Annotated in this window: 15 protein-coding genes, 1 tRNA gene, 1 pseudogene and 2 riboswitches; of the genes and pseudogenes, 12 read left to right on the top strand and 5 right to left on the bottom strand. The window is 60.4% G+C overall.

The features are described from left to right. Positions 1-166 precede the first annotated feature (166 nt). The 3 genes from putA (at position 167) to GSQ77_RS07300 (ending at position 6311) form a co-directional block, all read left to right on the top strand. Positions 167-4117, top strand: a complete 3951-nt coding sequence (gene putA / locus GSQ77_RS07310; RefSeq protein ID WP_158900571.1) for a trifunctional transcriptional regulator/proline dehydrogenase/L-glutamate gamma-semialdehyde dehydrogenase — start codon at positions 167-169, stop codon at positions 4115-4117. A gap of 88 nt (positions 4118-4205) precedes the next feature. Then, positions 4206-5354 (top strand): branched-chain amino acid ABC transporter substrate-binding protein, encoded by a 1149-nt coding sequence (locus GSQ77_RS07305; protein ID WP_174246409.1) that lies wholly within the window; start codon positions 4206-4208, stop codon positions 5352-5354. Positions 5355-5678: 324 nt separating this feature from the next. Next, complete coding sequence (locus GSQ77_RS07300; protein ID WP_158900569.1) at positions 5679-6311, top strand: PliI family lysozyme inhibitor of I-type lysozyme; 633 nt, start codon at positions 5679-5681, stop codon at positions 6309-6311. 2 nt (positions 6312-6313) lie between these two features. Here GSQ77_RS07300 and GSQ77_RS07295 read toward each other — a convergent pair whose 3' ends face one another. From GSQ77_RS07295 to gcvT, 4 genes are all read right to left on the bottom strand, one after another. Then, entirely contained in the window at positions 6314-7732 is a 1419-nt protein-coding gene (locus GSQ77_RS07295) for an L-serine ammonia-lyase (protein ID WP_158900566.1), read from the bottom strand. Between the two features lie 53 nt (positions 7733-7785). After that, positions 7786-10713, bottom strand: coding sequence for an aminomethyl-transferring glycine dehydrogenase (gene gcvP, locus GSQ77_RS07290; protein WP_158900565.1), 2928 nt, complete (start codon positions 10711-10713; stop codon positions 7786-7788). Between the two features lie 154 nt (positions 10714-10867). Next, positions 10868-11248, bottom strand: coding sequence for a glycine cleavage system protein GcvH (gene gcvH / locus GSQ77_RS07285; RefSeq protein ID WP_158900564.1), 381 nt, complete (start codon positions 11246-11248; stop codon positions 10868-10870). A 150-nt stretch (positions 11249-11398) separates the two neighbouring features. Beyond that, on the bottom strand, positions 11399-12529 hold the full coding sequence (gene gcvT / locus GSQ77_RS07280; protein WP_158900563.1) for a glycine cleavage system aminomethyltransferase GcvT: 1131 nt from the start codon (positions 12527-12529) through the stop codon (positions 11399-11401). Positions 12530-12613: 84 nt separating this feature from the next. After that, a riboswitch (glycine riboswitch) is annotated at positions 12614-12719 on the bottom strand. Positions 12720-12726: 7 nt separating this feature from the next. Next, a riboswitch (glycine riboswitch) is annotated at positions 12727-12823 on the bottom strand. A gap of 250 nt (positions 12824-13073) precedes the next feature. Here gcvT and GSQ77_RS07275 point away from each other — a divergent pair. From GSQ77_RS07275 to GSQ77_RS07260, 4 genes are all read left to right on the top strand, one after another. Further along, positions 13074-15224: a UvrD-helicase domain-containing protein gene (locus GSQ77_RS07275; RefSeq protein WP_158900562.1), complete on the top strand. Its 2151-nt coding sequence runs from the start codon at positions 13074-13076 to the stop codon at positions 15222-15224. Between the two features lie 193 nt (positions 15225-15417). After that, positions 15418-15493 (top strand) — tRNA-Arg (locus GSQ77_RS07270). 374 nt (positions 15494-15867) lie between these two features. Beyond that, positions 15868-16653 carry a hypothetical protein gene (locus GSQ77_RS07265; protein ID WP_158900561.1) on the top strand — a complete coding sequence of 262 codons (786 nt, stop codon included), beginning with the start codon at positions 15868-15870 and terminating at the stop codon, positions 16651-16653. Positions 16654-16700: 47 nt separating this feature from the next. Then, the gene (locus tag GSQ77_RS07260) at positions 16701-17714 is read left to right on the top strand and encodes a GSCFA domain-containing protein (protein ID WP_158900560.1); all 1014 of its coding nucleotides are present in this window, start codon (positions 16701-16703) and stop codon (positions 17712-17714) included. A gap of 104 nt (positions 17715-17818) precedes the next feature. Here GSQ77_RS07260 and GSQ77_RS07255 read toward each other — a convergent pair whose 3' ends face one another. Continuing rightward, positions 17819-18385, bottom strand: coding sequence for a VOC family protein (locus GSQ77_RS07255; RefSeq protein WP_158900558.1), 567 nt, complete (start codon positions 18383-18385; stop codon positions 17819-17821). A gap of 461 nt (positions 18386-18846) precedes the next feature. On the opposite strand from GSQ77_RS07255, the gene GSQ77_RS07250 reads away from it, so the two are divergent. From GSQ77_RS07250 to GSQ77_RS07230, 5 genes and pseudogenes are all read left to right on the top strand, one after another. Further along, positions 18847-19524, top strand: coding sequence for a type 1 glutamine amidotransferase domain-containing protein (locus tag GSQ77_RS07250; RefSeq protein ID WP_158900556.1), 678 nt, complete (start codon positions 18847-18849; stop codon positions 19522-19524). Between the two features lie 61 nt (positions 19525-19585). Continuing rightward, positions 19586-20434 (top strand): enoyl-CoA hydratase/isomerase family protein, encoded by an 849-nt coding sequence (locus GSQ77_RS07245; protein ID WP_174246408.1) that lies wholly within the window; start codon positions 19586-19588, stop codon positions 20432-20434. A 149-nt stretch (positions 20435-20583) separates the two neighbouring features. After that, complete coding sequence (locus tag GSQ77_RS07240; protein ID WP_158900554.1) at positions 20584-21234, top strand: methyltransferase domain-containing protein; 651 nt, start codon at positions 20584-20586, stop codon at positions 21232-21234. Positions 21235-21364: 130 nt separating this feature from the next. Continuing rightward, complete coding sequence (locus GSQ77_RS07235; protein ID WP_158900552.1) at positions 21365-22171, top strand: glycosyltransferase family 2 protein; 807 nt, start codon at positions 21365-21367, stop codon at positions 22169-22171. 491 nt (positions 22172-22662) lie between these two features. Beyond that, a pseudogene (locus GSQ77_RS07230) lies at positions 22663-23303 on the top strand (heme utilization protein); the annotation flags it as partial.

The raw sequence follows: 23303 nt of genomic DNA, 5'->3' as shown, positions 1-23303 counted from the left end.
GATAAATCTGAGTAAATACCAGTAAACCGTTTTAAAACAGTAGCTTAACAAGGTGCAACCTGGATTAATGTCTGGTTGCACCTTTTCGCCGAGTGCAGTACGATTCGCCCAAATCCCCCGCATTCTCCAGCTAAAGCCGGTAGATCCGCACTGGCGCAAAGGAATCATGGCGAACACCACTCTTGGCGTCAAAGTCGACGACCTGCTCCGCGCTCGACTCAAGGAAGCGGCTCAACGCATCGAGCGTACTCCGCACTGGCTGATCAAACAGGCCATCTTCGCGTACCTCGAAAAAATCGAACGAGGCCAGTTGCCGCCCGAGTTGTCCGCCGCCGACGGCGCGTCGGCCGGCGTCACCGAGCTTGCGGAACATGTCGCGGATACCATCGACGAAAACGCGCCACATCCATTTCTTGAATTTGCCCAAAGCGTCCAGCCGCAATCGGTCTTGCGCGCGGCGATCACCGCAGCTTATCGGCGCCCGGAACCGGAATGCCTGCCGTTTTTGATCGGCCAAGCTCGCTTGCCGGCTCAGCAAACCGCCGACGCGCAGGCGCTGGCCACGCGCCTGGTCGAGGCCCTGCGCGCCAAACGCAGCGGTGGCGGTGTGGAAGGCTTGATCCACGAATTCGCTTTGTCGAGTCAGGAAGGCGTGGCCTTGATGTGCCTGGCCGAGGCGCTGCTGCGCATCCCCGACCGCGCCACGCGCGACGCGCTGATTCGCGACAAGATCAGCAAAGGCGATTGGCGCTCCCACCTTGGCAACGCGCCCTCGCTATTCGTCAACGCGGCGACCTGGGGCTTGATGATCACCGGCCGACTGGTCACGACCAATAGCGAAACCGGCTTGTCGTCGGCGCTGACGCGTTTGATCGGCCGGGGCGGCGAGCCGCTGATCCGCAAAGGCGTGGATATGGCCATGCGGCTGATGGGCGAGCAGTTCGTCAATGGCGAAACGATTTCCGAAGCGCTGGCCAATAGCCGTAAATTCGAAGCGCGCGGCTTTCGCTACTCCTACGACATGCTGGGCGAAGCCGCGACCACCGAGGAAGACGCTCAGCATTACTACGCCGCTTACGAGCAGGCGATCCATGCGATCGGCAAAGCGGCCGGCGGCCGCGGCATCTACGAAGGCCCTGGCATTTCGATCAAGCTGTCGGCGCTGCATCCTCGTTATTCGCGCGCCCAGCAGGAGCGCGCGCTCGGTGAATTGCTGCCGCGCGTGCGCGCGCTCGCAGTGCTGGCGCGTCGCTACGATATCGGTCTGAACATCGATGCCGAGGAAGCGGACCGCCTCGAGCTGTCGCTCGATCTGCTCGAAGCGCTGTGCTTCGATGCGGAACTGGCCGGCTGGAACGGCATCGGTTTCGTGGTGCAGGGTTACCAGAAGCGCTGCCCGTTTGTGATCGACTACCTGATCGACCTGGCGCGCCGCAGCCGCCATCGCGTGATGGTACGGCTGGTCAAGGGCGCTTACTGGGACAGCGAGATCAAGCGGGCGCAGGTGGATGGCCTTGAAGGCTATCCGGTGTACACGCGCAAGCTCTACACCGACGTGTCTTATCTGGCCTGCGCCAAGAAACTGCTGGCGGCGCCCGACGCGGTCTATCCGCAATTCGCCACGCACAACGCTCAAACGCTCGCGACGATTTATCACATGGCCGGGCAGAACTATTACCCGGGCCAGTACGAATTCCAGTGCCTGCATGGCATGGGCGAGCCGCTTTATGAAGAGGTCACAGGCCGCGACAAGCTGAATCGTCCGTGCCGTGTGTATGCGCCCGTGGGCACGCACGAAACCCTGCTCGCTTATCTGGTGCGCCGGCTCCTCGAAAACGGCGCGAACACCTCGTTTGTGAACCAGATCGCCGACGATAAAATCGCGATCGCCGATTTGCTGGCCGACCCGGTCGAAGCCGCCGCGAAGATCGTTCCGTTGGGCGCACCGCACGCAAAGATCCCACTGCCGCGCCAACTGTATGGTGCCGAGCGCGCCAATTCGATGGGCCTGGATTTGTCCAACGAACATCGCCTCGCGTCGCTTTCGTCGGCATTGCTCGCGAGCGCCAACGCGCCGTGGACGGCGATGCCGATGCTGGACGATAGCGAAGCGCCGGACGGCGTCGCACGCGAAGTGCGCAATCCGTCCGACGCACGCGACCTGGTCGGCACCGTGATCGAAGCCAGCGAAGCTCAGGTAGCGGCTGCGCTTCAATATGCCGTGGCGGCCGCGCCGATCTGGCAGGCGACTCCCGTGCAGGCGCGTGCCGATTGCCTGATGCGAGCAGCCGATTTGCTCGAAGCGCAAATGCCGACCCTGATGGGCCTGGTAGTACGCGAAGCCGGCAAGTCGCTATCCAATGCCGTGTCGGAAATTCGCGAGGCGGTTGATTTCCTGCGCTATTACGCGACGCAAATCCGTGTCGAATTTTCCAACGACACGCATCGCCCGCTGGGTCCGATCGTGTGTATCAGCCCGTGGAATTTCCCGCTCGCGATTTTCATGGGACAGGTCGCAGCGGCATTGGCTGCTGGCAATCCGGTGCTGGCCAAACCGGCGGAACAAACGCCGTTGATTGCGGCGCAGGCCGTGCGCATTCTGCGTGAAGCCGGCGTGCCCGCAGGCGCGGTGCAATTGCTTCCCGGCAACGGCGAGACGGTCGGCGCGATGCTGGTCGCCGACGCACGTACGCGTGGCGTGATGTTTACCGGTTCGACCGAAGTGGCGCGTCTGATTGCGGCCACGCTGGCTGAGCGGCTCGATGCCAACGGCAAGCCGATCCCGCTGATCGCCGAAACCGGTGGCCAGAACCCGATGATCGTCGATTCCTCGGCGCTCGCCGAACAAGTGGTGGGCGATGTCTTGCAGTCGGCCTTCGATTCGGCTGGTCAACGCTGTTCGGCGTTGCGCGTGCTGTGTTTGCAGGAAGACGTGGCCGATCGCATTCTGAAAATGCTCAAGGGCGCGATGATCGAATTGAGCGTGGGCAATCCGGATCGCCTGTCGGTCGACGTGGGTCCGGTCATCGATGCCGACGCCAAGCGCGGCATCGAACGCCATATCGAGGCCATGCGTGCCAAGGGCCATCCTGTGTACCAGCTTGAACTGCCGCAGGCCTGCCGCCACGGCACCTTCGTGCCGCCCACCTTGATCGAACTCGATACGCTCGACGAACTGGAGCGCGAAGTGTTTGGTCCGGTGCTGCACGTGGTGCGCTATCGCCGCAGCGCGCTCGATCGTTTGCTCGAGTCGATCCGTGCGAGCGGCTACGGCCTCACGCTGGGCGTGCATACGCGCATCGATGAAACGATCGCGCATGTTGTGGGACAAGCGCATACCGGCAATATTTATGTGAACCGCAATGTGATCGGCGCAGTGGTCGGCGTTCAACCGTTCGGCGGGGAGGGGCTCTCGGGTACCGGCCCGAAGGCGGGTGGCCCACTTTATTTGCAACGCTTGCTGGCGATGCGCCCGGCCGGCGTGCCGGCGATGCTCGCGAGCAGCCTGCTTGAAGATGCACACCGCGACGCACACGGCGACGCAGCGCTGCAAGACCATCCGGTGGCGGCACTCAAAGCCTGCCGCGACTGGTTTGTCACGCTCGGCGACACCGCTGCGGCGGCGCGCTGCGAAACCTACCTGCAGGGCGTACTTGCCGGCGCTACCGCGTTGCTGCCGGGGCCGACAGGTGAGAGAAACACCTATACGCTGGGCGCACGCGGCACGGTACTGTGCGTGAGCTCCACGGTGGGCGGTGCGCGAGCGCAACTCGCCGCAGCGCTTGCGACCGGCAATCGGGCCATTTTCATTGGCGCGGCCGGCGCGGAACTGGTGGCGTCGTTGCCGCAGGCGCTGCGCTCACGGGCAAGCGCACAAACCGACGAATCAGGCGATTTCGACACGGTGTTATTCGAAGGCGATAGCGACGAATTGCACGCGCTGATCCGGCGCGTTGCCCAGCGTCCGGGGCCGATCATATCGGTGCAAGGCGTCGCCTCGGGCGCTTTGCACAATGGCGCCGACGACTACGCGCTAGAGCGCCTTCTGACCGAACGTTCTGTGAGTGTGAATACGGCCGCTGCTGGTGGCAATGCAAGTTTGATGACGATAGGCTGAGCACCCTCGGCCTATCCTCTCAAAAAATGAAGCGCACAAGGAGACCCCTGAACCGCTTCGCGATAATAATCCGTTAAAGGAACAACACGTGGATCAAACGACAAAACGGTTGGCAGGCGCCATGCTGATGGGCGCAGTTACGCTGACGGCGGCACATGCTGCTTATGCAAGCGAAGATGTGAAAGTGGGTTTTGCCGGTCCGCTGACCGGAGCACAAGCTCACTACGGCGCTGATTTCGAGAATGGCATCACGCTCGCCGTGGAAAATTTCAACGCGACCAAGCCGGTTATCGGCGGCCGTGAAATCAAGATCATCCTGGATGCGCAAGACGATCAGGCCGATCCGCGCACCGGCACGACGGTCGCTCAGAAACTGGTCGACGACGGCGTGAAAGGCATGCTTGGCCACTTCAACTCGGGCACGACGATTCCGGCTTCGCGCATCTATGCGCAAGCGGGCATTCCTGAAATCGCGATGGCGACGGCGCCCGAATACACCCAGCAAGGATACAAGTCCGCGTTCCGGATGATGACCTCGGACACGCAACAAGGCGCCGTCATTGGCGGCTACGCAGTCAAGGGCCTGAACCTCACCAAACTGGCGATCGTGGACGACCGCACTGCCTACGGGCAGGGTCTGGCCGATCAGTTCGAGAAGGCGGCCAAGGCCGCAGGGGCTACTATCGTCGATCGCGAATTCACGAGCGACAAATCGGTCGACTTCAAGGCGATCTTGACCAAACTGAAAGCATCGGGCGCGCAGGCGGTGTTCCTGGGCGGTGCCGATGCGCAAGCCGCGCCGATGGTCAAGCAGATGCGTGCACTGGGCATGCAGCAGACGCTGATTGCCGGCGAAATGGTCAAGTCGGACACCTTCCTCAAGTTGGCGGGCCAGGCTGCCAACGGCACGGTGGTTTCGCTGGCCGGTTTGCCGCTGGACCAGATGCCGGGCGGCAAGGCTTACCAGGCTCAGTACGTGAAGCGCTTCGGCACGCCCGTGGAAACCTATTCGCCGTACGCGTATGACGGCGCGATGGCGATGTTCGATGCGATGAAGAAGGCCGACTCGACCGATCCGGTCAAATACTTGCCGCTGCTGGCCAGTACGTCGATGGCGGGCGTCACCACCAATTCGCTCGCCTACGACGATCGCGGCGACCTGAAAAACGGTGGCATCACTGTCTACAAAGTGGTCGACGGCAAATGGACCACCTTGCAAACGATAGGCGGTAAATAAGCGCGCTCCGCGCAGGCGATTCTGACCCCTCCGGTTTATTGACTGGGGTCGAAACATAAAACCTCGCCGACCCATTACGTCGGCGAGGTTTTTTTATATCGATACCTATAAACCCGTCGACACAAGTACTATAGCGATTGCTCGCTTGCGAGCCGTGGCGCTTTCACGTGCTCTCCGTTTCCATGGAATATGGTTTTGAATCTCATCTCGCCTGCAGATTGGAATGGTGATTGGACTCTTCGAGGCACCGATCGGGCGAGTGATCGGCGCGGCGCTGTGGCCCCGCGGTCCAAGACGCCTACGCGCCGCCGAGTTGGGATGAGGATGTTGGGTTTAGGCCTGGGTTTAGGTCTGAGTGCGGGCCTGAGTGCGAGCCCGGCGCTCGCGCAATCGGACACGAGCGCTGCGGCACAACGCGCTTGCTGGATGGCGGCAGGCCTGGGCGAACCGATACGCATGCATCTGGCCGCGCATTTCGACGATTCGGTCGGTTACGATGTGTTAGCCATAGACGGACGCGACTTGAGTCAACCGGACAAGGTCGTTACCGCTCATGTCATGTGTTTGTACGAACGCAAATCGGGCCTCGCCTATTTAAGCAGCAACGAGACGACGGCCTCCGCGAGCTCGAATTCGCATGTGCTCAAACTTGCCAACGGCACATCGGTCGTCGTGGCTGAAGAGTCCTCCGAACCTTCCTCGTCCGGCAGTTATTCGGTGCGTCTTTATTCCGACCTCAGTAGCGGCGCGCTGGTATTGGGGGTGCTGCATCCGCGCGCCGGCAAGATTGTCCAGGTCGAGCTCAAAGATGTCGATGGCGACAACCAGCCGGAGGTGGTGGTCACGATCCAGGCGGTTGGCAGCGATCATGAAGCGTTCGTGACTCGCGATGTCTACAAGCTTTATGGCGCCACCGGTTTGGAATACAGCAGTCGGCTATCGGGGCGGGTGCCCTGAGCTTAGCACTCGACGATATTGACGGCGAGTCCGCCGCGCGAGGTTTCCTTGTATTTGGTTTTCATGTCGGCGCCCGTTTCGCGCATCGTCTTGATGACCGAGTCGAGCGAGACGTAATGGCTGCCATCGCCGCTTAACGCCATGCGCGCCGCATTGACCGCTTTCACCGCACCCATCGCGTTGCGCTCGATGCAGGGGATCTGAACCAGACCGCCCACCGGATCGCAGGTCAGGCCCAAGTTGTGCTCCATGCCGATTTCCGCAGCGTTCTCGACCTGCTCGGCACTCCCGCCCATTACCGCCGCGAGCGCGCCAGCGGCCATCGAACAGGCCACGCCCACTTCACCCTGGCAGCCCACTTCGGCGCCCGAAATCGATGCATTCAATTTGTACAAAATGCCGATCGCCCCAGCCGTAAGCAGGAAGTCGATGACGCCTTGTTCGGACGCCCCGGGCATGAATCGCGTGTAGTAGTGGAGCACGGCCGGAACGATGCCGGCCGCGCCATTGGTCGGTGCTGTCACTACGCGTCCGCCTGCGGCATTTTCTTCATTGACCGCGATCGCAAACACGTTGATCCAGTCGATCAAGGCCAGCGGATCGCGCGGCGGTGCAGGCGTGCCATCGCTTCCGGCTTCGTTGTGCTGGGCTGCCCGCGTCAGTGCGGCGTACAGCCTGGGCGCGCGTCGCTTGATATGCAGCGGCCCTGCCAGCTCGCCGTTTGCATCCGGGTTGTCGATGCCAAGGCCGCGTGACACGCAAGCCTGCATCACCTCCCAGATATGCAGCAGGCTGCTGCGTATCTCGGCTTCACTGCGCCAAAACCGTTCGTTTTCCCACATCAGGCGCGCGACCGAAAAGCCGGACTCGTGGCACATTGCCAGCAACTCGCGCCCGCTATGGAACGGGTAGGGAAGTTGCTCAAGCGCGCCCAGCACTTTGGTGTTGGCGGTGCCGGCCGTCACCACGAAACCGCCACCAACCGAAAGATAGGTCGTGGTGCGCAGCAGTTCGTCCGCACTGTCATAGGCGTAGAGCTTGATGCCGTTTGGATGCTCGGACAGCGCCTGACGGTAGAACAGCATGTGCTCCTTGGCCATGAAGCGCACCGGATGGCGGCCCAGCAACGGTAATTGCTGGCTGTGCCGCACCTGCTCAAGCCGCACAGCAATCGTGGCCGGATCGACGGTGTCGGGTGCGTCGCCCATGAGGCCGAGGAGTACGCCGCGATCGGTGCCGTGCCCTTTGCCCGTGGCGCCCAAGGATCCGTACAGTTCGACGCGCACGCGCGCGGTGCGGTCGATCAAGGCGTCGCGCTCCAGGCTTTGCGCAAACATCAGCGCGGCACGCATAGGCCCGACCGTGTGCGAGCTCGAAGGACCAATGCCGATTTTGAAGAGGTCGAATACACTGACAGCCATATCGATTCCTTAAGGATTCCGTATTATCAGATCAGCGTATTCTTCACTGCGCGTTACGCGTAGTCGCTCATCGGAATGCATGAGCAGAACAGATTGCGGTCGCCATAGACGTTGTCCGCACGCCCGACCGGTGGCCAGTACTTGCGGTTAGCCAGCGTGGCGAGCGGATAAGCTGCGCTTTCGCGACTATAGGCATGCGGCCATTGATCGGCGGTGACGACCATCGCCGTGTGCGGGGCGTGCTTCAGCGGGTTGTCTTCGCGATCGGCCTGCCCGTTTTCCACTGCGCGGATCTCTTCGCGTATTGCAATCATCGCGTCGATAAAGCGATCGAGTTCGGCTTTCGATTCCGATTCGGTCGGCTCCACCATCAACGTGCCCGGCACCGGGAAGCTCATGGTCGGTGCGTGGAAGCCATAATCCATCAGGCGTTTCGCGACGTCGTCCACGCTGATGCCGCTAGTGTCCTTGATCGGGCGCAAGTCGAGTATGCACTCGTGCGCGACCAATCCGCCGGGGCCTGTGTAGAGCACCGGGAAATGCGAACTCAAGCGTTTGGCAACGTAGTTGGCCGAGAGAATCGCGTTTTCGGTCGCGGCGGTGAGGCCGCTCGCGCCCATCATCGCGATATACATCCACGAGATCGGCAGGATCGCAGCCGAACCGTAAGGCGCGGCGGAAACGGCATGGATGCCTTGTTCGTTGCGCACATAGCCGGTGCTCTGGTGGTTGGGCAAGAACGGCGCGAGATGCGCGCCGACCGCAACCGGGCCTACGCCCGGGCCGCCACCACCGTGCGGAATGCAGAAGGTCTTGTGCAAATTCAAATGCGAGACGTCGCCGCCGAATTGGCCCGGTGCCGTCAGCCCGACCATCGCGTTCATATTGGCGCCATCCACATAGACCTGCCCGCCATGCGCATGCACGATTTCACAGATTTCACGCACATGCGCTTCGAACACGCCGTGAGTGGACGGATAAGTGATCATGATCGCGGCGAGGTCGGCGGCGTGCCGCTCGGCCTTGGCTTTCAGGTCAGCCAGATCGACGTTGCCATTGCTGTCGCAAGCGACCACCACCACCTGCATGCCGGCCATTTGCGCGGAAGCCGGGTTGGTGCCGTGAGCCGATGCCGGGATCAGGCAGACGTTGCGATGCGTGTCGCCGCGTGAAGCGTGATACGCGTGGATGATCAGCAAGCCAGCGTATTCGCCTTGCGAGCCGGCATTCGGTTGCAACGACACGGCCGCGTAGCCGGTACACGCTACAAGCATGGCTTCGAGCTGCGCGATCATCTCGCGATAACCGAGGGTTTGGGTGTCGGGCGCGAACGGGTGAATGTGCGCAAATTCCGGCCACGTGACTGGAATCATTTCCGAGGTCGCGTTGAGCTTCATGGTGCACGAGCCCAGCGGTATCATCGTGCGATCCAGCGCCAGGTCCTTATCGGCCAAGCTGCGCAGATAGCGCAGCATTTCGTGCTCCGAGTGGTAACGATTGAACACCGGATGGGTCAGATACGGGGTCGCGCGGGCGAGCGCGGCTGGCATGAAATCGGCGACGCCGGCATCGAGCTTATCGACATCGGGTAAGTGGGGAGACGTCGACCCCGAGATCTCAGCGAACACACCCCACAGTGCAGCCAGATCGGCGCGCGTCGTGGTTTCGTCAACGGAGATACCGAGCTTGTTCGCATCGATGCAACGCAGATTGATGCTGCGCTGTGCTGCCGCCTCATGCAGCGCGGCGGTGCGCTCGCCGGTGGCGACGGTCAGCGTATCGAAGGCGGTTTCGTTGACGATGTCGTAGCCGAGTTCGCGCAGCCCCGCGGCCAGGATCGCCGCCATCCGGTTCACGCGCAGCGCGATCGTGCGCAAGCCTTGCGGCCCGTGATAGATCGCGTACATGCTGGCCATGATCGCGAGCAGCACTTGCGCGGTACAAATATTCGAGGTGGCTTTCTCGCGGCGGATGTGTTGCTCGCGAGTCTGCAGCGCCAGGCGCAGCGCAGGTTTGCCTTGCGCATCGACGGTCACGCCGACCAGCCGGCCCGGCATTTGGCGCTTGAATTCGTCGCGCACCGCCATGTAGCCGGCGTGCGGGCCGCCAAAGCCCATCGGAACGCCGAAGCGCTGGGTGTTGCCCACGGCCACATCGGCGCCCCATACTCCGGGCGCTTCCAGCAGCGTCAGCGCGAGCAGGTCGGCCGCGACGATCACATGTGCGCCGGCCGCATGGAGGGCCGCAGTCAGCGCGCGATAGTCACGCACGTCGCCGTTGGCGCCCGGGTACTGCAGCAATACGCCGAACAGTTCGCCGGCTTTCTGCTCGGCCGCGGCCGCCGGGCCCACGAGCACTTCGATACCCACCGGCTCGGCGCGCGTACGTATCACTTCGATGGTTTGCGGCAGAACATCGTCGGCCACATAAAACAGGTTGGACTTCGATTTACCGGCGCGCAGCAGCAGTGTCATCGCCTCAGCGGCGGCGGTCGCTTCGTCGAGCATCGAGGCATTCGACACGGCCAGTCCGGTCAAATCGGTAATCATCTGCTGGAAGTTCAGCATGGCCTCGAGGCGGCCCTGCGAAATTTCCGGCTGATACGGCGTGTAGGCCGTGTACCAAGCGGGATTTTCCAGCACGTTGCGCAGGATTACGCCGGGCGTATGGGTGCCGTAATAGCCCTGACCGATGTAGGAGCGAAACACCTGGTTTTTGTCGGCCAGCGCGCGCAGCGTGGCGAGCGCTTCGGCTTCGCTGCGGGGCGCGGCAAACGGGCCCAGCGGCAGGGTTTCGCGGCGGCGGATGTCAGCCGGAATCACGGCATCCATCAACGCTTCGCGCGAAGTAAAACCGAGTGCCGCAAGCATCTCGTGCTGGTCGCCCGAGGCCGGGCCGATGTGCCGTTCGATAAAGGCATCGTGGCGTTCCAGCGCGTTCAAGGAGGGGCGGTTCATCAGGTCGGCGTGATCGAGCTTCATGTCTGGGTCCTGCTGGCCGCGCGCTAGCGTCGCGGCCGGGTTGGGGAAAACGCATCAGTGGCGCGACCTGCGTCAGGCGCAGGCCGAGCCACGGCTTGGGGCACAAGTCGGGCCATAGTTCAGGCCATTATTCGAGCCACTGTTCAAGCGTGCTTCATTCGCCGATCAGCTTGCCGTAATCGGCTGCGCTGAGGAGCTTGTCGAGGGCGCTGATATCGGACGGCTTGAGCTTGAACAGCCACGAGCCATACGCATCGCTGTTGACGGCTTCAGGGCCGCTGGCCAGCTCCGTATTGGCGGCGACGATTTCTCCAGCCAACGGTGCGTAAATATCGGACGCAGCCTTCACCGATTCGACCACTGCGATCGCGTCGCCGGCGGCAACTTTCTTGCCGGCCTCCGGCAGTTCCAGAAATACGATGTCGCCGAGCGCTTCTTGCGCATGCTCGGTAATGCCCACCGTCAGGCTGCCGTCGGTTTCGGTGCGAATCCATTCGTGCGATTCGGTATATTTGAGTTCGGTTGGAATGCTCATGAGATGTCCTCGGTCGGTTGTGGTCGCGGGTGCAGCATCAAGGGGTCAAGGGGTACAGCGCCAGGGTGACGTTCCAGCCCTGGGGTTGGATTCAAAAGTGCCAGATTCAAAGTGCCGGATCCAGACGTGCATCGGGCTACGCGTGCCAAATCAAGCAACGAGGGCCTTGCCCTGACGCACGAACGGTAATTTGACCACACTGGCAGGAAATTGCTTGTCACGAATCTGGACCTGCACCGTGTCACCGGGGTGAACGCCGGTAGGCACGCGGGCAAACGCGATCGACAGGTTCAGCGACGGCGAGAACGTGCCGCTGGTGATTTCGCCGGCGCCTTGCGGCGTCAGCACTTTCTGGTGCGCGCGCAGCACGCCGCCCGGCTTGCCGCCGGGTTTGCCGTCTTCGGGGCGCAGGATCAAGCCGACGAAATTCGCGCGCTGGCCTTGCTCGAGCAGGGCGGCCCGGCCGACGAAAGCCCGTTTGCTTTCGAGCTCGACCGTCCAGGCCAAGCCCGCATCGAGCGGCGAGACGTGTTCGTCCATATCCTGGCCGTATAGGTTCATGCCTGCCTCAAGACGCAGCGTATCGCGCGCGCCCAGTCCGGCCGGCGCGACACCTGCCGCCTGCAGCGCTTGCCACAAGGCCGCGGCGTGCTCGGCCGGCACCACCAGTTCGAAACCGTCTTCACCGGTGTAGCCGGTGCGAGCGACCATCAACTCACCGAACTGCTCGGTGGCGACAATGGCGGAATTGAACGGCTTGAGCGTCTCGCTGGCGGCCTGGCTGGCCGGCACCGCTTGCCATACCTTGGCGCGGGCCTGCGGGCCTTGCACGGCGATCATGGCGAAATCGGTGCGTGGGGTGATGGTCATGTCAAACCCGTGTTCGGCATTGAGTTGCGCTAGCCACGCAAGGTCTTTGTCGGCCGTAGCCGCGTTGATGACGATGCGGAAAAAATCGTCGCGAAAGAAGTAAATGATCAGGTCGTCAATAACGCCGCCCTGAGGATTGAGCATGCACGAATATAGTGCGCGCCCGGGCGTGCGCAATTTGTCGACGTTGTTGGCAACGGCGAGCTTGAGGAAATCGCGAACGCGTGCGCCGTGCAGGTCGACCGTACGCATATGCGACACATCGAACATGCCGGCGTCGTTACGCACGGCCTGGTGTTCTTCGATTTGCGAGCCGTAATTGACCGGCATGTCCCAGCCGCCGAAATCGACCATGCGTGCATTGAGCGCGCGATGGGTCGCATGTAGCGGGGTTTTTTTGAGTTCGGTCATGGCGCCTCGGTTACGTGGAAACGAAAGAGATCAATAGCCGTCGCCGAAGATCGAATCGGTCGATTCGATACTGCGGTGGACATGCTTGACCCCTCTGTCCTCGATACCTGAGAGATTACGCAGAAATGCGTGCGCCCCTTCGGTGGGCAGCCGGCCGTGATGGCTACTGCCGCTCTCCAGAGATCGGAAGCGAACTTCCGGCGGCGTCGGTCCTTTGTGCCTGAGAGTTTGCGGGTGTTACCCCTTCGGCGGCGCCGGCACGTGCTTCCCGGCGCGCTCTCCCGACGCGCCGAAGAACTTTACGGAGAAATGAGGGGTGTGTCAAATGCTCTAAAAGGGGATCGGAGCGTGTCGGGTGATGCCGACGCTGCTCGGCCAGCGCCGGTTGCCGCTCACATGGACGGACGGTCGAAGCCCACTTCGCCGATTCGTGCTTCTTCTCTCGCGCTTTTACATACCGTGGTTTTTCTCCCGTGTTAACATCTGGCCTCTTTCTCCGTAAGCGCCTCCTGCGCTTACCGGCATACATCGAAATTCAATAAACATGTCCGCTGGCTTGAACCCCGCGCAACGCGAAGCGGTGCGCTATCTCGATGGCCCTTGCCTGGTGTTGGCCGGCGCCGGTAGCGGCAAAACACGCGTGATCACGCAGAAAATCGCGCATCTGATCGAGGAAAAGGGGTTTGAGCCCCGCCATATTGCGGCGGTCACTTTCACGAACAAAGCCGCGGCCGAGATGCGCGAGCGCGTGGCCAAGCTGCTCGAAGGCAAAACCCTGAGTGCGCCGGGTAAAGAGGGACGCCGGGTTCCGGTCAATCAACTGACGGTCTGTACATTCCACTCGCTAGGGGTGCAGATCCTGCGGCAGGAAGCCGAACACGTCGGGCTCAAGCCGCAATTCTCGATCATGGATTCGGACGATTGCTTCGGCATGATCCAGGAGCAAGTCGGCACGACCGATAAAAGCATGATCCGGCGGATCCAGAATCAGGTCTCGCTGTGGAAAAACGGTTTAATTCTGCCCGATGAGGCGATCGCAATCGCGCAGACCGAAGACGAGCAGCAGGCAGCGCTGGTCTACCGCAACTATGTCGCCACGCTGCATGCCTATCAGGCTGTCGATTTCGACGATCTGATCCGTATACCGGCCAATCTTTTCGCCGCCAACGAAGCGGTGCGTGATAAATGGCAAAACAAGCTGCGCTATCTGCTGATCGACGAATACCAGGACACCAACACCTGCCAGTACGAGCTGGTCAAGCTGCTGGCCGGGCGCCGCGCCGCCTTCACGGCGGTGGGCGACGACGACCAGGCGATCTACGGCTGGCGCGGCGCCACGATCGAAAACCTGGCGCAGCTGCAAGTCGATTTCCCGGCGCTGCATGTGGTCAAGCTCGAGCAGAACTACCGCTCGACGATTCGCATCCTGACTGCCGCCAACAACGTCATCGCCAACAATCCCAAGCTGTTCGAGAAAAAGCTGTGGAGCGAGCACGGCATGGGCGACTCGATCACCGTGACGCCCGCCAACGATGAAGAACACGAAGCGGAATCGGTGGTGTTTCGTTTAAGCGCGCACAAATTCGAACGGCGCGCGCAGTTCCGCGACTACGCGATTCTGTATCGCGGCAATTTCCAGGCACGTATTTTCGAGCAGGTGCTGCGGCGCGAGCGCATTCCTTATGTGTTGTCGGGTGGGCAGTCGTTTTTCGATCGCGCCGAAATCAAGGATTTGTGCTCGTACCTGCGCTTGATCGCCAACCCCGACGACGACCCCGCTTTCATCCGCGCTGTCACCACGCCGCGGCGGGGCATCGGCAACACTACGCTGGAAGCGCTCGGCTCGTTCGCCGGGCAGGCCAAGGTGTCGCTGTTCGAGGCTGTTTATATGGGCGGGCTCGAAGCGCGCCTGACACCGCGACAGGTCGAGCCGCTACGGGCTTTTTGCGATTTCATCCAACGGCTGACGGATCGCGCGGGGCGCGACCCAGCCAGCGTGGTGCTCGACGATATGATGGAAGGCATCCACTACGAGCCCTATTTGTACGATGCCTTCGACGAGCGACAAGCGCAGACCAAATGGCAAAACGTGCTTGAGTTTCTCGAATGGCTCAAGCGCAAGGGTACCAAGCCCGAGAGGGTGATCGGCGCACCTGATGACGAATCGGGCGAAGACGCTGGCGACGGCAACGGCGCAGGCGGTGCTCGTACCGAGGCCGCGACGGGTTTCGATAACAACGACGGCTTGGCCGATACCGGCAAGAATTTGCTCGGGCTGATCCAGACGGTGGCGTTGATGTCCATGTTGGAAGGCCGTGACGAAGATCCCGATGCGGTACGTCTTTCCACTGTGCACGCCTCCAAGGGCCTCGAATATCCGCACGTGTTCCTGGTCGGCATCGAGGAGGGTATCGTGCCGCACCGCGGCAACGACGACACCGAGATGGATGACGCGCGTATCGAAGAGGAACGGCGCCTGATGTACGTGGCGATCACGCGAGCGCAGCGCAGCTTGCATGTCACCTATTGCAAGAAGCGCAAGCGTGCCCGCGAGACGCAGGTCTGCGAGCCGTCGCGTTTTATCCACGAAATGGGGCTGGACGAAGCGCCGCCGCCGACTGCGGAAGAAGCGCCGATGTCGCCGAAGGACCGGCTGGGCGCGCTCAAGGCGTTGCTCAATGCGGGCAAGGAATAAGCGCGTGGGGCTGGGCGGCTGGGCTGGCGCAGCGTCGCGCACAACACAGACAAGAGGCCGGCTGCGGTGGCCGCCCCGGGCCGGGCAGTGGACTTTGCAGCTGAAAACACGTATCCTTCGGGGCCTGCATGCGCGTGTCTGCGTGCGGGAATTCCAACCAGTTGCCGGTTTTTAAGGCAACTGCGTCACATAAGCGCCCGTAGCTCAATGGATAGAGTACTGCCCTCCGAAGGCAGGGGTTGCTGGTTCGATCCCAGCCGGGCGCACCAATCCACACAAAAGTGTAGAAAAAATAGCCTTTCCGATTTTGATTTTCCGGGACAAATCCGGGACAATCAGATTCAGCGAGACCCAAGAATTTCGCTAAGGGCTATATAACAACCATCAAAACGGTCAGACAATCTCGGCGATGCCAGTTGGCAGGTGAAGATCCATTGCTGCTTGTGTAGTCGCTTGGCGTCAGCGACCGTGTAAAAATCTTTTTCCGCGCAGATCGAGAAGGGGGCGGCGAGCCCAAGTCGTTGCAAGGCGAGCCGTGAGCGGGAAGCAGGGTGGCGCCGAGCAATAATGGCCGATAGGTTTAACGTGATTAGGCAGGGTATTTCAGATGATCTATATGCTTGGCATGAGCCATCTCGAACCGGTGCTCGATGTCATCAGCGCAAACGGACTACCGGAACAACTGTGGAAGATCAGAGGTGCGGAAGAGCCAGCCTTCATCGATTGGGACATCAAGCCGGAAATCCTGCCGGATCGCGTGAAAGCAACCAGCATTTACATCAGGCAGATCGGCGTGCATTGGGGAATGGTTCCGGCCGTGGAGATGGGACCGTCGATAGTCGGAATGGCACCCGGTTTTCGCACGCTGCTTGAATCCATCGACGGGGACGACGGCAGGACCACATTGTTCGTCTTCATGTACGGCGAGGAGCACGTCCACATGAGTCGACGGGGGTATGACGTGCCCCACGACTTTTACCTCCCTTGGCGCCCGGACCTTCCCGTCTTACCGCACCGGCAGGTCGTACCGCTGGGCGTAATCGAAAAGGAAGTCGCTCAATATCTCGCGAAAGCGAAAGCCAACTTCATGGCGATCAGCGCGTGTTGTCCGGGGGTAAGGGTAGTCAACGTTGTTTGCCCACCGCCGCCTGGCGTTGATATAGAGGCGGAAGATATGCCGGAAGATCATGCAAATGCGCAAGGCGATAACTATCGCGCTCGGCTCAAATATTACCTGCTTTATGCAAAGGCCCTGAGTGAGGCGGTACTGCCGCTCGGTATCGAATCGATGATGCCCGCGCCGGATACGCTCGACGCCGATGGTTTCTTGCTGGAGGAGTACGCACTTGATGGTGTGCACGGCAATGCTCGGTATGGAAGCCGCGTGCTGGCCCAAATGAATGAGGTTTTGCAAGCAGGAGCACCGTGATGCACCCGTATTCGCAGTTACCAGATCGTAATTTCTGGAAAAAATTTGTGTCGGACTCGCCTTGGCGCGATCTGCAGTTGAGCGACGAGCCGAAGTTCAAGCTAAACGCTAGCGATCGCGTCGTGACTGCCGGCAGTTGCTTTGCGCAGCATATTTCACGGTATATGAAACGCGTTGGGCTGGCTCCCTATATCGCCGAGCCGGCGCATACGCTGATGGCCGAGCACGGTGGTAATGTCGAGAGCTACGGCTTGTTCTCCGCTCGCTACGGCAATATCTACACCGTGCGTCAATGCTTGGAATTGTTCCGGCAGGCGTTCGGCCTGATCCCGATGGTCGAGGATTTCGTCGAGCACGAAACCCGTTGGTTTGATCTTGTGCGACCGAATGTGCACAAGGAGGGCTACGCGAGTTTGCACGAGGCGCAAGCGGACAGGGCGTATCACCTCGAGCGCGTGAAGGTGATGTTCGAGACCGCGGACGTCTTCGTCTTCACGCTCGGCTTGACGGAGTCCTGGTACAACGCGCGGTCTGGACATACCTATCCGGCGTGTCCCGGCACCGTGCGCGGCACGTTCGATCCGGATGAGCACCGTTTTCGTAACTTCACCTGCTCGGAGGTTGTCGCCGACCTCGAGGCGTTGATCGGCGAGTTGAAGCAGGTCAACCCCGCATTGAAGATCATTCTGACGGTGTCGCCCGTGCCGCTGGTCGCCACCCGCAGTGATCGCAATGTATTGGTTGCGTCGACCTATTCGAAATCGATTCTGCGCGCGGCAGTCGGCGAAGTGGAGGTCAAGCATGACCACGTCGCTTATTTCCCGTCGTACGAGATCATTAGCCACCCGGCGTCGTTCGGGCAGTATCTGGCTGAGGATTTACGCGAGGTGACGGAGCGCGGCGTTGCGCACGTGATGGACTGCTACCTCTCCGGTTTCTATGAACTCGGTGCGCCCGCGAGTCCTCGGGCCGATGTTGCATTGGCTGTGCCGGTGGTTGCCGCGCCGCCCGTCGAAGTGCCGTTGCCGGAGTGCGACGAGCTGTTCAACTTCCGCCCGTGAAGAAGGGGTAGCCACGGCCGGGAAACGCTCCCGTTGCCGCCCATTTGATCTGCTTCGCATGTGGCGGGATCCATTGGGCCGAGAAGGGGCCCGTCTCGCGACGGTTACCCGGGTGCCGGCGCGTGAATCGCCTTCAAGACCTCGCTGGTAAATCGGGTGTCGCCCATTTTGATGTCCCCGGACAATCGCACAGTAATCTCCTGCAACAGCCAACCGTTGCCGTCCGGATCGCTGAACGAAGCGTACGAGGCATAACTTTGTCGTTGCGGATTTAAGCCGCTAACCACGCATTTCCCGTCAGCATGGTGGAACACACCGCCCGTGTCGTGGAATGGCTCGCTGATTTCGATGCCACGACGGAGCAGTTCGCGGCGCGCAGCCTCGATGTCGGAGACGATGAGGTGTAGCCCCTGGACTGAGCCAGGAGCCGCCGCGGTAATGTTCTTGCCGAACATGACTGAGCATCCCGATCCGGGTGGCGTGAACTGGATCACGCGGTAGTCGTCCCCTACCTTGAAGTCGAGATCGAGTCGCCAACCCAACTCGCCATAGAAGTGCTTGGCGCGATCGACATCCGAGACAGGGATGACGACGATCTCAAGCTTCATGTCGAACGTGCCGGCCCCCACGGGTTCAGCCGCATGCTCGCTGCGCGTCGGAGTGTTGCTCATGTCTGGCTCCTTGGATGCGTTGACTATCGGTTCCCCGTTCACCGCTTCGGGTATGTAAAAACACGATAGGTGAAAACACCATCTGAAAACACGACATGTGAAGAAACAATCTTCTGCTTTGGTGCCAGCACGGAAACGACAACGAATTCGGCGTTGCACCAAGGCGCGGCCAATGCTTCGACCACAACCCACGATGTGGACGGGCGATACCTTCGTATGATGGCGCGGCCCGGAAGGCCGAGGAAAATACAAACGTTCATCGGAGGTGTCTGCGATAGAAGGCTGCTATGACAGCGTCGTCTTCATCGTGACCGGTGGCCCGCCCGTCCGGCAAGCCCGCACGGGCCAATTTTCCGGCAAGGCGGGGACCACAAACATCCGATCTGAGCAATGCCTTCCACTTCGAGAGTTCCCCCGGCGATACCGCGTTTAGGCATTCGCCTCAATGAACGGAGATTGCAATGAAAATTCTGTTGGTTTTGACTTCGCACAACGTGCTTGGAGATACCGGCAAGCCGACTGGCTTCTGGCTTGAAGAGTTCACCGCCCCCTACTACGCGTTCAAGGACGCCGGTGTTGAGGTCACCGTAACCTCGCCCAAGGGTGGCCATCCACCGATCGATCCCAGAAGTGACGACCCGGACAATCAGACCGATACGATGCAACGCTTCAAGAAAGACTCTGCAACGCAGAAGGTGTTGGCCAATAGCGTCAAGCTTGCCGACGTCAAGGCGGACGATTACGACACGATCTTCTATGCCGGCGGTCATGGCCCGATGTGGGATCTGACCAATGACAAGAACTCGATCGCCTTGATCGAGGCTTTCTACAACGCCGGCAAGCCGGTCGCCGCGGTCTGTCATGGGCCTTGTGTTCTGCTAAAGGCGACCTACAAGGGACAACCTCTCGTGAAGGGCCGGCGCGTCACCAGTTTTACCAATGATGAGGAAGAAGCCGTAGGTCTGACCAAGGTCATGCCCTTCCTCGTCGAGGACGAGCTCAAGCGTCTGGGCGGCCACTTTGAAAAGGTGGCCAATTGGGGGGTGTTCACCATTGTCGACGGGCAGTTGATCACCGGCCAGAACCCGGCCTCATCGGGCCCGACTGCCAAGGAGCTGCTCAAGGTTCTGCAGGCCTAGTTCCAATCCGGCGCGGGCCATGAAGCCCGCGCGCCCGTCCATGTCGACGATAGGAGCCCCGATGAAAGCCACGACAACCCCCGTTCAGATTAGAGTCGCCCGGCCGTCGCCGGCCTATTGGCGTGTCACGATCGACAACCCGCCGATCAACGTCATGAGCCCACCCATGGTCGCGCAGTTCCACGAGATCATCGACGCCCTTGAAACCGACGAGCATGTCCGGGTCGTGGTCTTCGACAGCGCGGTGGACGGCTACTTCCTGAATCACTCAGATTTCCAGGCTAGTCTCGAGGACCTGACCGCCATGCCGCCCGGTCCCACAGGCTTGCCACAATGGCCGGACTTCCTCGTGCGCCTGACGCGCGCGCCCGTTGTCTCCATCGCCCTCATCCGTGGGCGGGCGACTGGCAATGGCAGCGAGATCACGCTCGCTTGCGACATGAGTTTCGCCAGCCGAGAAAAGGCCATCCTGTCGCAATGGGAGGTGGGTGTCGGGATGGTCGCGGGCGGCGGCCCCATGGCCCGACTGCCCCAACTCCTCGGCCGTAATCGTGCCCTGGAGGTGCTCTTGGGTTCGGAAGACATCCGTGGCGAGCAGGCCGAGGCCTACGGCTACGTGAACCGTGCACTGCCTGATGCCGACCTCGACGCGTTCGTGGATGCGCTGGCGACCCGGATTGCCGGGTTTGACAAGTGGGCAATCGCCAACACCAAGCGCCTCGTCAATACCAGCTTGCCGCCGGACGTCGAACTTGGCGCCGGGTGGGATGCGTGCATCGCATCGCTGGGGCGCCCCGCCGCGCAGGAAAGCATCAAGACTCTGCTCGCACGTGGGTTCCACAAGCCGGGGGATGTCGAAGATCGGCTCGGATACTACCTCGGCCAGCTCGCGGACAGAAAGCCCCGGTGAGCGACATGGATAAGCTCACTGCACCTCGTTAGCAACCCGAATTCTTCCCCGCTGCGGCCACATACGCTATGATGCCAACGGCCTGGAAGCAGGTTAAGTCACCCCCATCAGATTCCGTAAAATCGTTACCACCGACACGTACAAAAAATATGGATTTTTTACTCGAAGAAACTAAGACGTATCTGGAAGCGATGCCTATGACCCGGTTTCACTTGGGATGCGGCATAACTTTTCTGCGAGGGTGGCTTAACATTAACCATTGGGACCACTTGGAACAGGGGCGCTTGTATCCCAACCCCAACGGCGCCGAAGGCACCATTCTTCTGAACCACGATTTGCGAATGGGAATCCCCGCGCCGGATGATAGCCTCGATTCCGCATATCATTGCCACCTGCTCGAACACCTTGAGTTCAAGGAGGGACTGGCGTTTCTGGATAAGATCTATCGGGCACTGAAGCCGGGGGCAATTCATCGCATCGTCGTTCCCGATTTGGAGGCATTCGCCAAGGCATATACATCGGGTGAAGGCATGCTGCTGGAAAAATACAAAGAACATGTATTGCAAGCCGATGCGGAAATTTACCAAACAAAAGCCTCGATATTCATGGGCATGCTGCACGGCCACGGCCACAAATGCGGCTACGACTGGGATACGCTACGTTGGGCGCTTGCTCACGTCGGATTTCGCAATATCACTCGCAAGCTATACCAGGAAAGCGACATGCCGGACATCAAGGAGGTGGAGGCCTATTCCCCTCTGCGTGCATTGGAGAGCCTCTGCGTCGAGTGTTACAAATAGATCCACTATGGCCGCCCAAGATTGATGTGATTAGCAAAACGCAAGCAATCTGGACATCAAGGAACGCTGGCTTGGCCGCGGGCACCGCCGAGCGAAATGGCGTCGCGCAGATCTTCAGGACAGAGAAAAAATGCAATCCCCCGTGCCTTTTGTTTCGATCATTGTTCCAACTCATAAGCGACCCGTTTTACTGGAACGAGCGCTCATTTCGATTAAGTCGCAGGAATGTCCGCTCCCTTACGAAATCATTGTTGTATCCGACGAGGTGGACATCGCCAACGATGTGGTTTGCGCGAGGGTGCTTGGTCAAAATGACACTTATATTAGGCGCAGCGGCGCACGCGGCCCCGCCGAAAGTCGGAATTTGGGCCTGACGCTGGCGTCCGGTCAATATATTCTGTTTTTAGACGACGACGACGCGTGGCAACCGGGTTTACTTGCCCAATTAGCCAATGCCCCAGCCGTCAAGGAACAGGGTTTTGTTTACTTCGATTGCTCCGTCGCCACAGAAAGCCGCTCGGCTCCCCAATTGGGCGATATTTCCTGCACCCAACTCGATTTATCGAAACAACTTAATGAACTGGTTTATATAAAAAACCAGGTTCATATGTCGTGCTTTGCATTTCCGCGCCACTTAATTGGCAACACGCGGTTCGACTTGCATATGCGAGCCTACGAGGATTGGGATTTTCTGCTGGCTATTTTCGAGAAAGCCATGCCTCGGCACCTGCCAATACAGGGATCGCTCATATTCGAGGTGAGCGACGAATCCACCGATCGGCGAGGCGATAGTCAGAACGCCAGCAACTTTAATGCAGTCATGGACTATTTATATGTCTATCGCCGCCATCCAGCCCCTAGCGAGGCGCTTCGCCTCCAGCGAGCCGACTTTCTGGCCAATAATGCCGGCTTGGTCGTGCCTGCGGACATGCTATAAAAACGCAAATAGTGATGGCAGATCCTAAGCGCAGGCGTTATAGACGGATCGGCCTTCCCTGATACGGCGACGAGCAGCAAAAAAACTAAAGTCTAGGTTCGGCGTAGCCGATAACCTAGAGGACAGCCTGCGGTCGCGTCTTCTCCTTTCTCGCTTGCGGCCGCACGTATTTCATAAATAAAGGCCGATAAGCGATTAAGCGTGCCACTACGCAACTTTTGTTGGCTCTCCGCTGAAACCCGCGCTGTTACGCGTGGTGGCTTCGAAAATAGCGTTTTTTTGGCAGTAGAACTGCCTAATTCCGGTACGCCAGCAAAAAAACCCAAAAAAAAACTAAAGTCGCGGTGGGGCGTAGCCGATAACCTATTTGACAGCATTTGCGGCCGCATCGGACGTAAAGAGAACTTTCGCGCAGAGAGTGTGAATGCCTGTGGAGCCAGCCTCGAGGGAATCGGTTGGCGAACATGTTTGAAAAAATAAAGGACGAACAGATGACATCGCTCATTTCCTCGCTAACGGCTGCCCAGGTCCAGTCGCTAACGACTTCGCAGTTTGCCGCGTTCACCACGGCCGACGTCGCGGCATTGACGACGGCAGACGTCAGTGGATTGGCGACACAGGATCTTCAGGCGATTCAGGCGTCGGCGATCGTGAGTCTTAGCAATTCGGCGCTCGCTGCGCTTGGCACGTCGTTGCAGGATCTGACGACGGCGCAGACGGTGAAGCTCTCGGGCTCGCAGATCGGCGCGTTGGGCGCTGCAGGTATTGTCAACCTGGGGACCAACAACATCGGCGTGTTGGAAACGAGCCAAGTCAAGAGTCTGACGACCGCACAACTCGCCGCGCTCGTTACCGGCGGGCTCGGGTCGCTGACGTCGTCGGCTGCGAACGCGCTGTCGGCTGCGCAGATCGGTGCACTGGGCACCGCAGGTCTGGCAACACTGACGGGTATCGCCGGTGAAGCGCTGAACTCGGCACAGGTCTCGGGCCTGACCACTGCACAGGTGGCGAATCTGACGTCGGCACAGGTCAGCACGCTGACCACGGCAGAAGTCTCGAAGCTGAGCACCGCGCAATTCTCGGCGCTCGTAGGCGGCGGCCATCTCGGGTCGTTGACGTCGTCGGCTGCAAA

The organism is Burkholderia sp. L27(2015) (assembly GCF_009765705.1).
Lineage (GTDB): Bacteria > Pseudomonadota > Gammaproteobacteria > Burkholderiales > Burkholderiaceae > LMUX01.
This window is presented reverse-complemented; position numbering and strand designations above follow the sequence as displayed.

Bases quoted from the DNA above. Each gene is read 5' to 3' on its own strand.
- GSQ77_RS07255 (WP_158900558.1), bottom strand. From the start codon at position 18,385: ATGAGCAACACTCCGACGCGCAGCGAGCATGCGGCTGAACCCGTGGGG.
- GSQ77_RS07250 (WP_158900556.1), top strand. From the start codon at position 18,847: ATGAAAATTCTGTTGGTTTTGACTTCGCACAACGTGCTTGGAGATACC.
- GSQ77_RS07295 (WP_158900566.1), bottom strand. From the start codon at position 7,732: ATGGCTGTCAGTGTATTCGACCTCTTCAAAATCGGCATTGGTCCTTCG.
- GSQ77_RS07245 (WP_174246408.1), top strand. From the start codon at position 19,586: ATGAAAGCCACGACAACCCCCGTTCAGATTAGAGTCGCCCGGCCGTCG.
- gcvH (WP_158900564.1), bottom strand. From the start codon at position 11,248: ATGAGCATTCCAACCGAACTCAAATATACCGAATCGCACGAATGGATT.
- gcvT (WP_158900563.1), bottom strand. From the start codon at position 12,529: ATGACCGAACTCAAAAAAACCCCGCTACATGCGACCCATCGCGCGCTC.
- GSQ77_RS07240 (WP_158900554.1), top strand. From the start codon at position 20,584: ATGGATTTTTTACTCGAAGAAACTAAGACGTATCTGGAAGCGATGCCT.
- GSQ77_RS07235 (WP_158900552.1), top strand. From the start codon at position 21,365: ATGCAATCCCCCGTGCCTTTTGTTTCGATCATTGTTCCAACTCATAAG.
- gcvP (WP_158900565.1), bottom strand. From the start codon at position 10,713: ATGAAGCTCGATCACGCCGACCTGATGAACCGCCCCTCCTTGAACGCG.
- putA (WP_158900571.1), top strand. From the start codon at position 167: ATGGCGAACACCACTCTTGGCGTCAAAGTCGACGACCTGCTCCGCGCT.
- GSQ77_RS07300 (WP_158900569.1), top strand. From the start codon at position 5,679: ATGTTGGGTTTAGGCCTGGGTTTAGGTCTGAGTGCGGGCCTGAGTGCG.
- GSQ77_RS07275 (WP_158900562.1), top strand. From the start codon at position 13,074: ATGTCCGCTGGCTTGAACCCCGCGCAACGCGAAGCGGTGCGCTATCTC.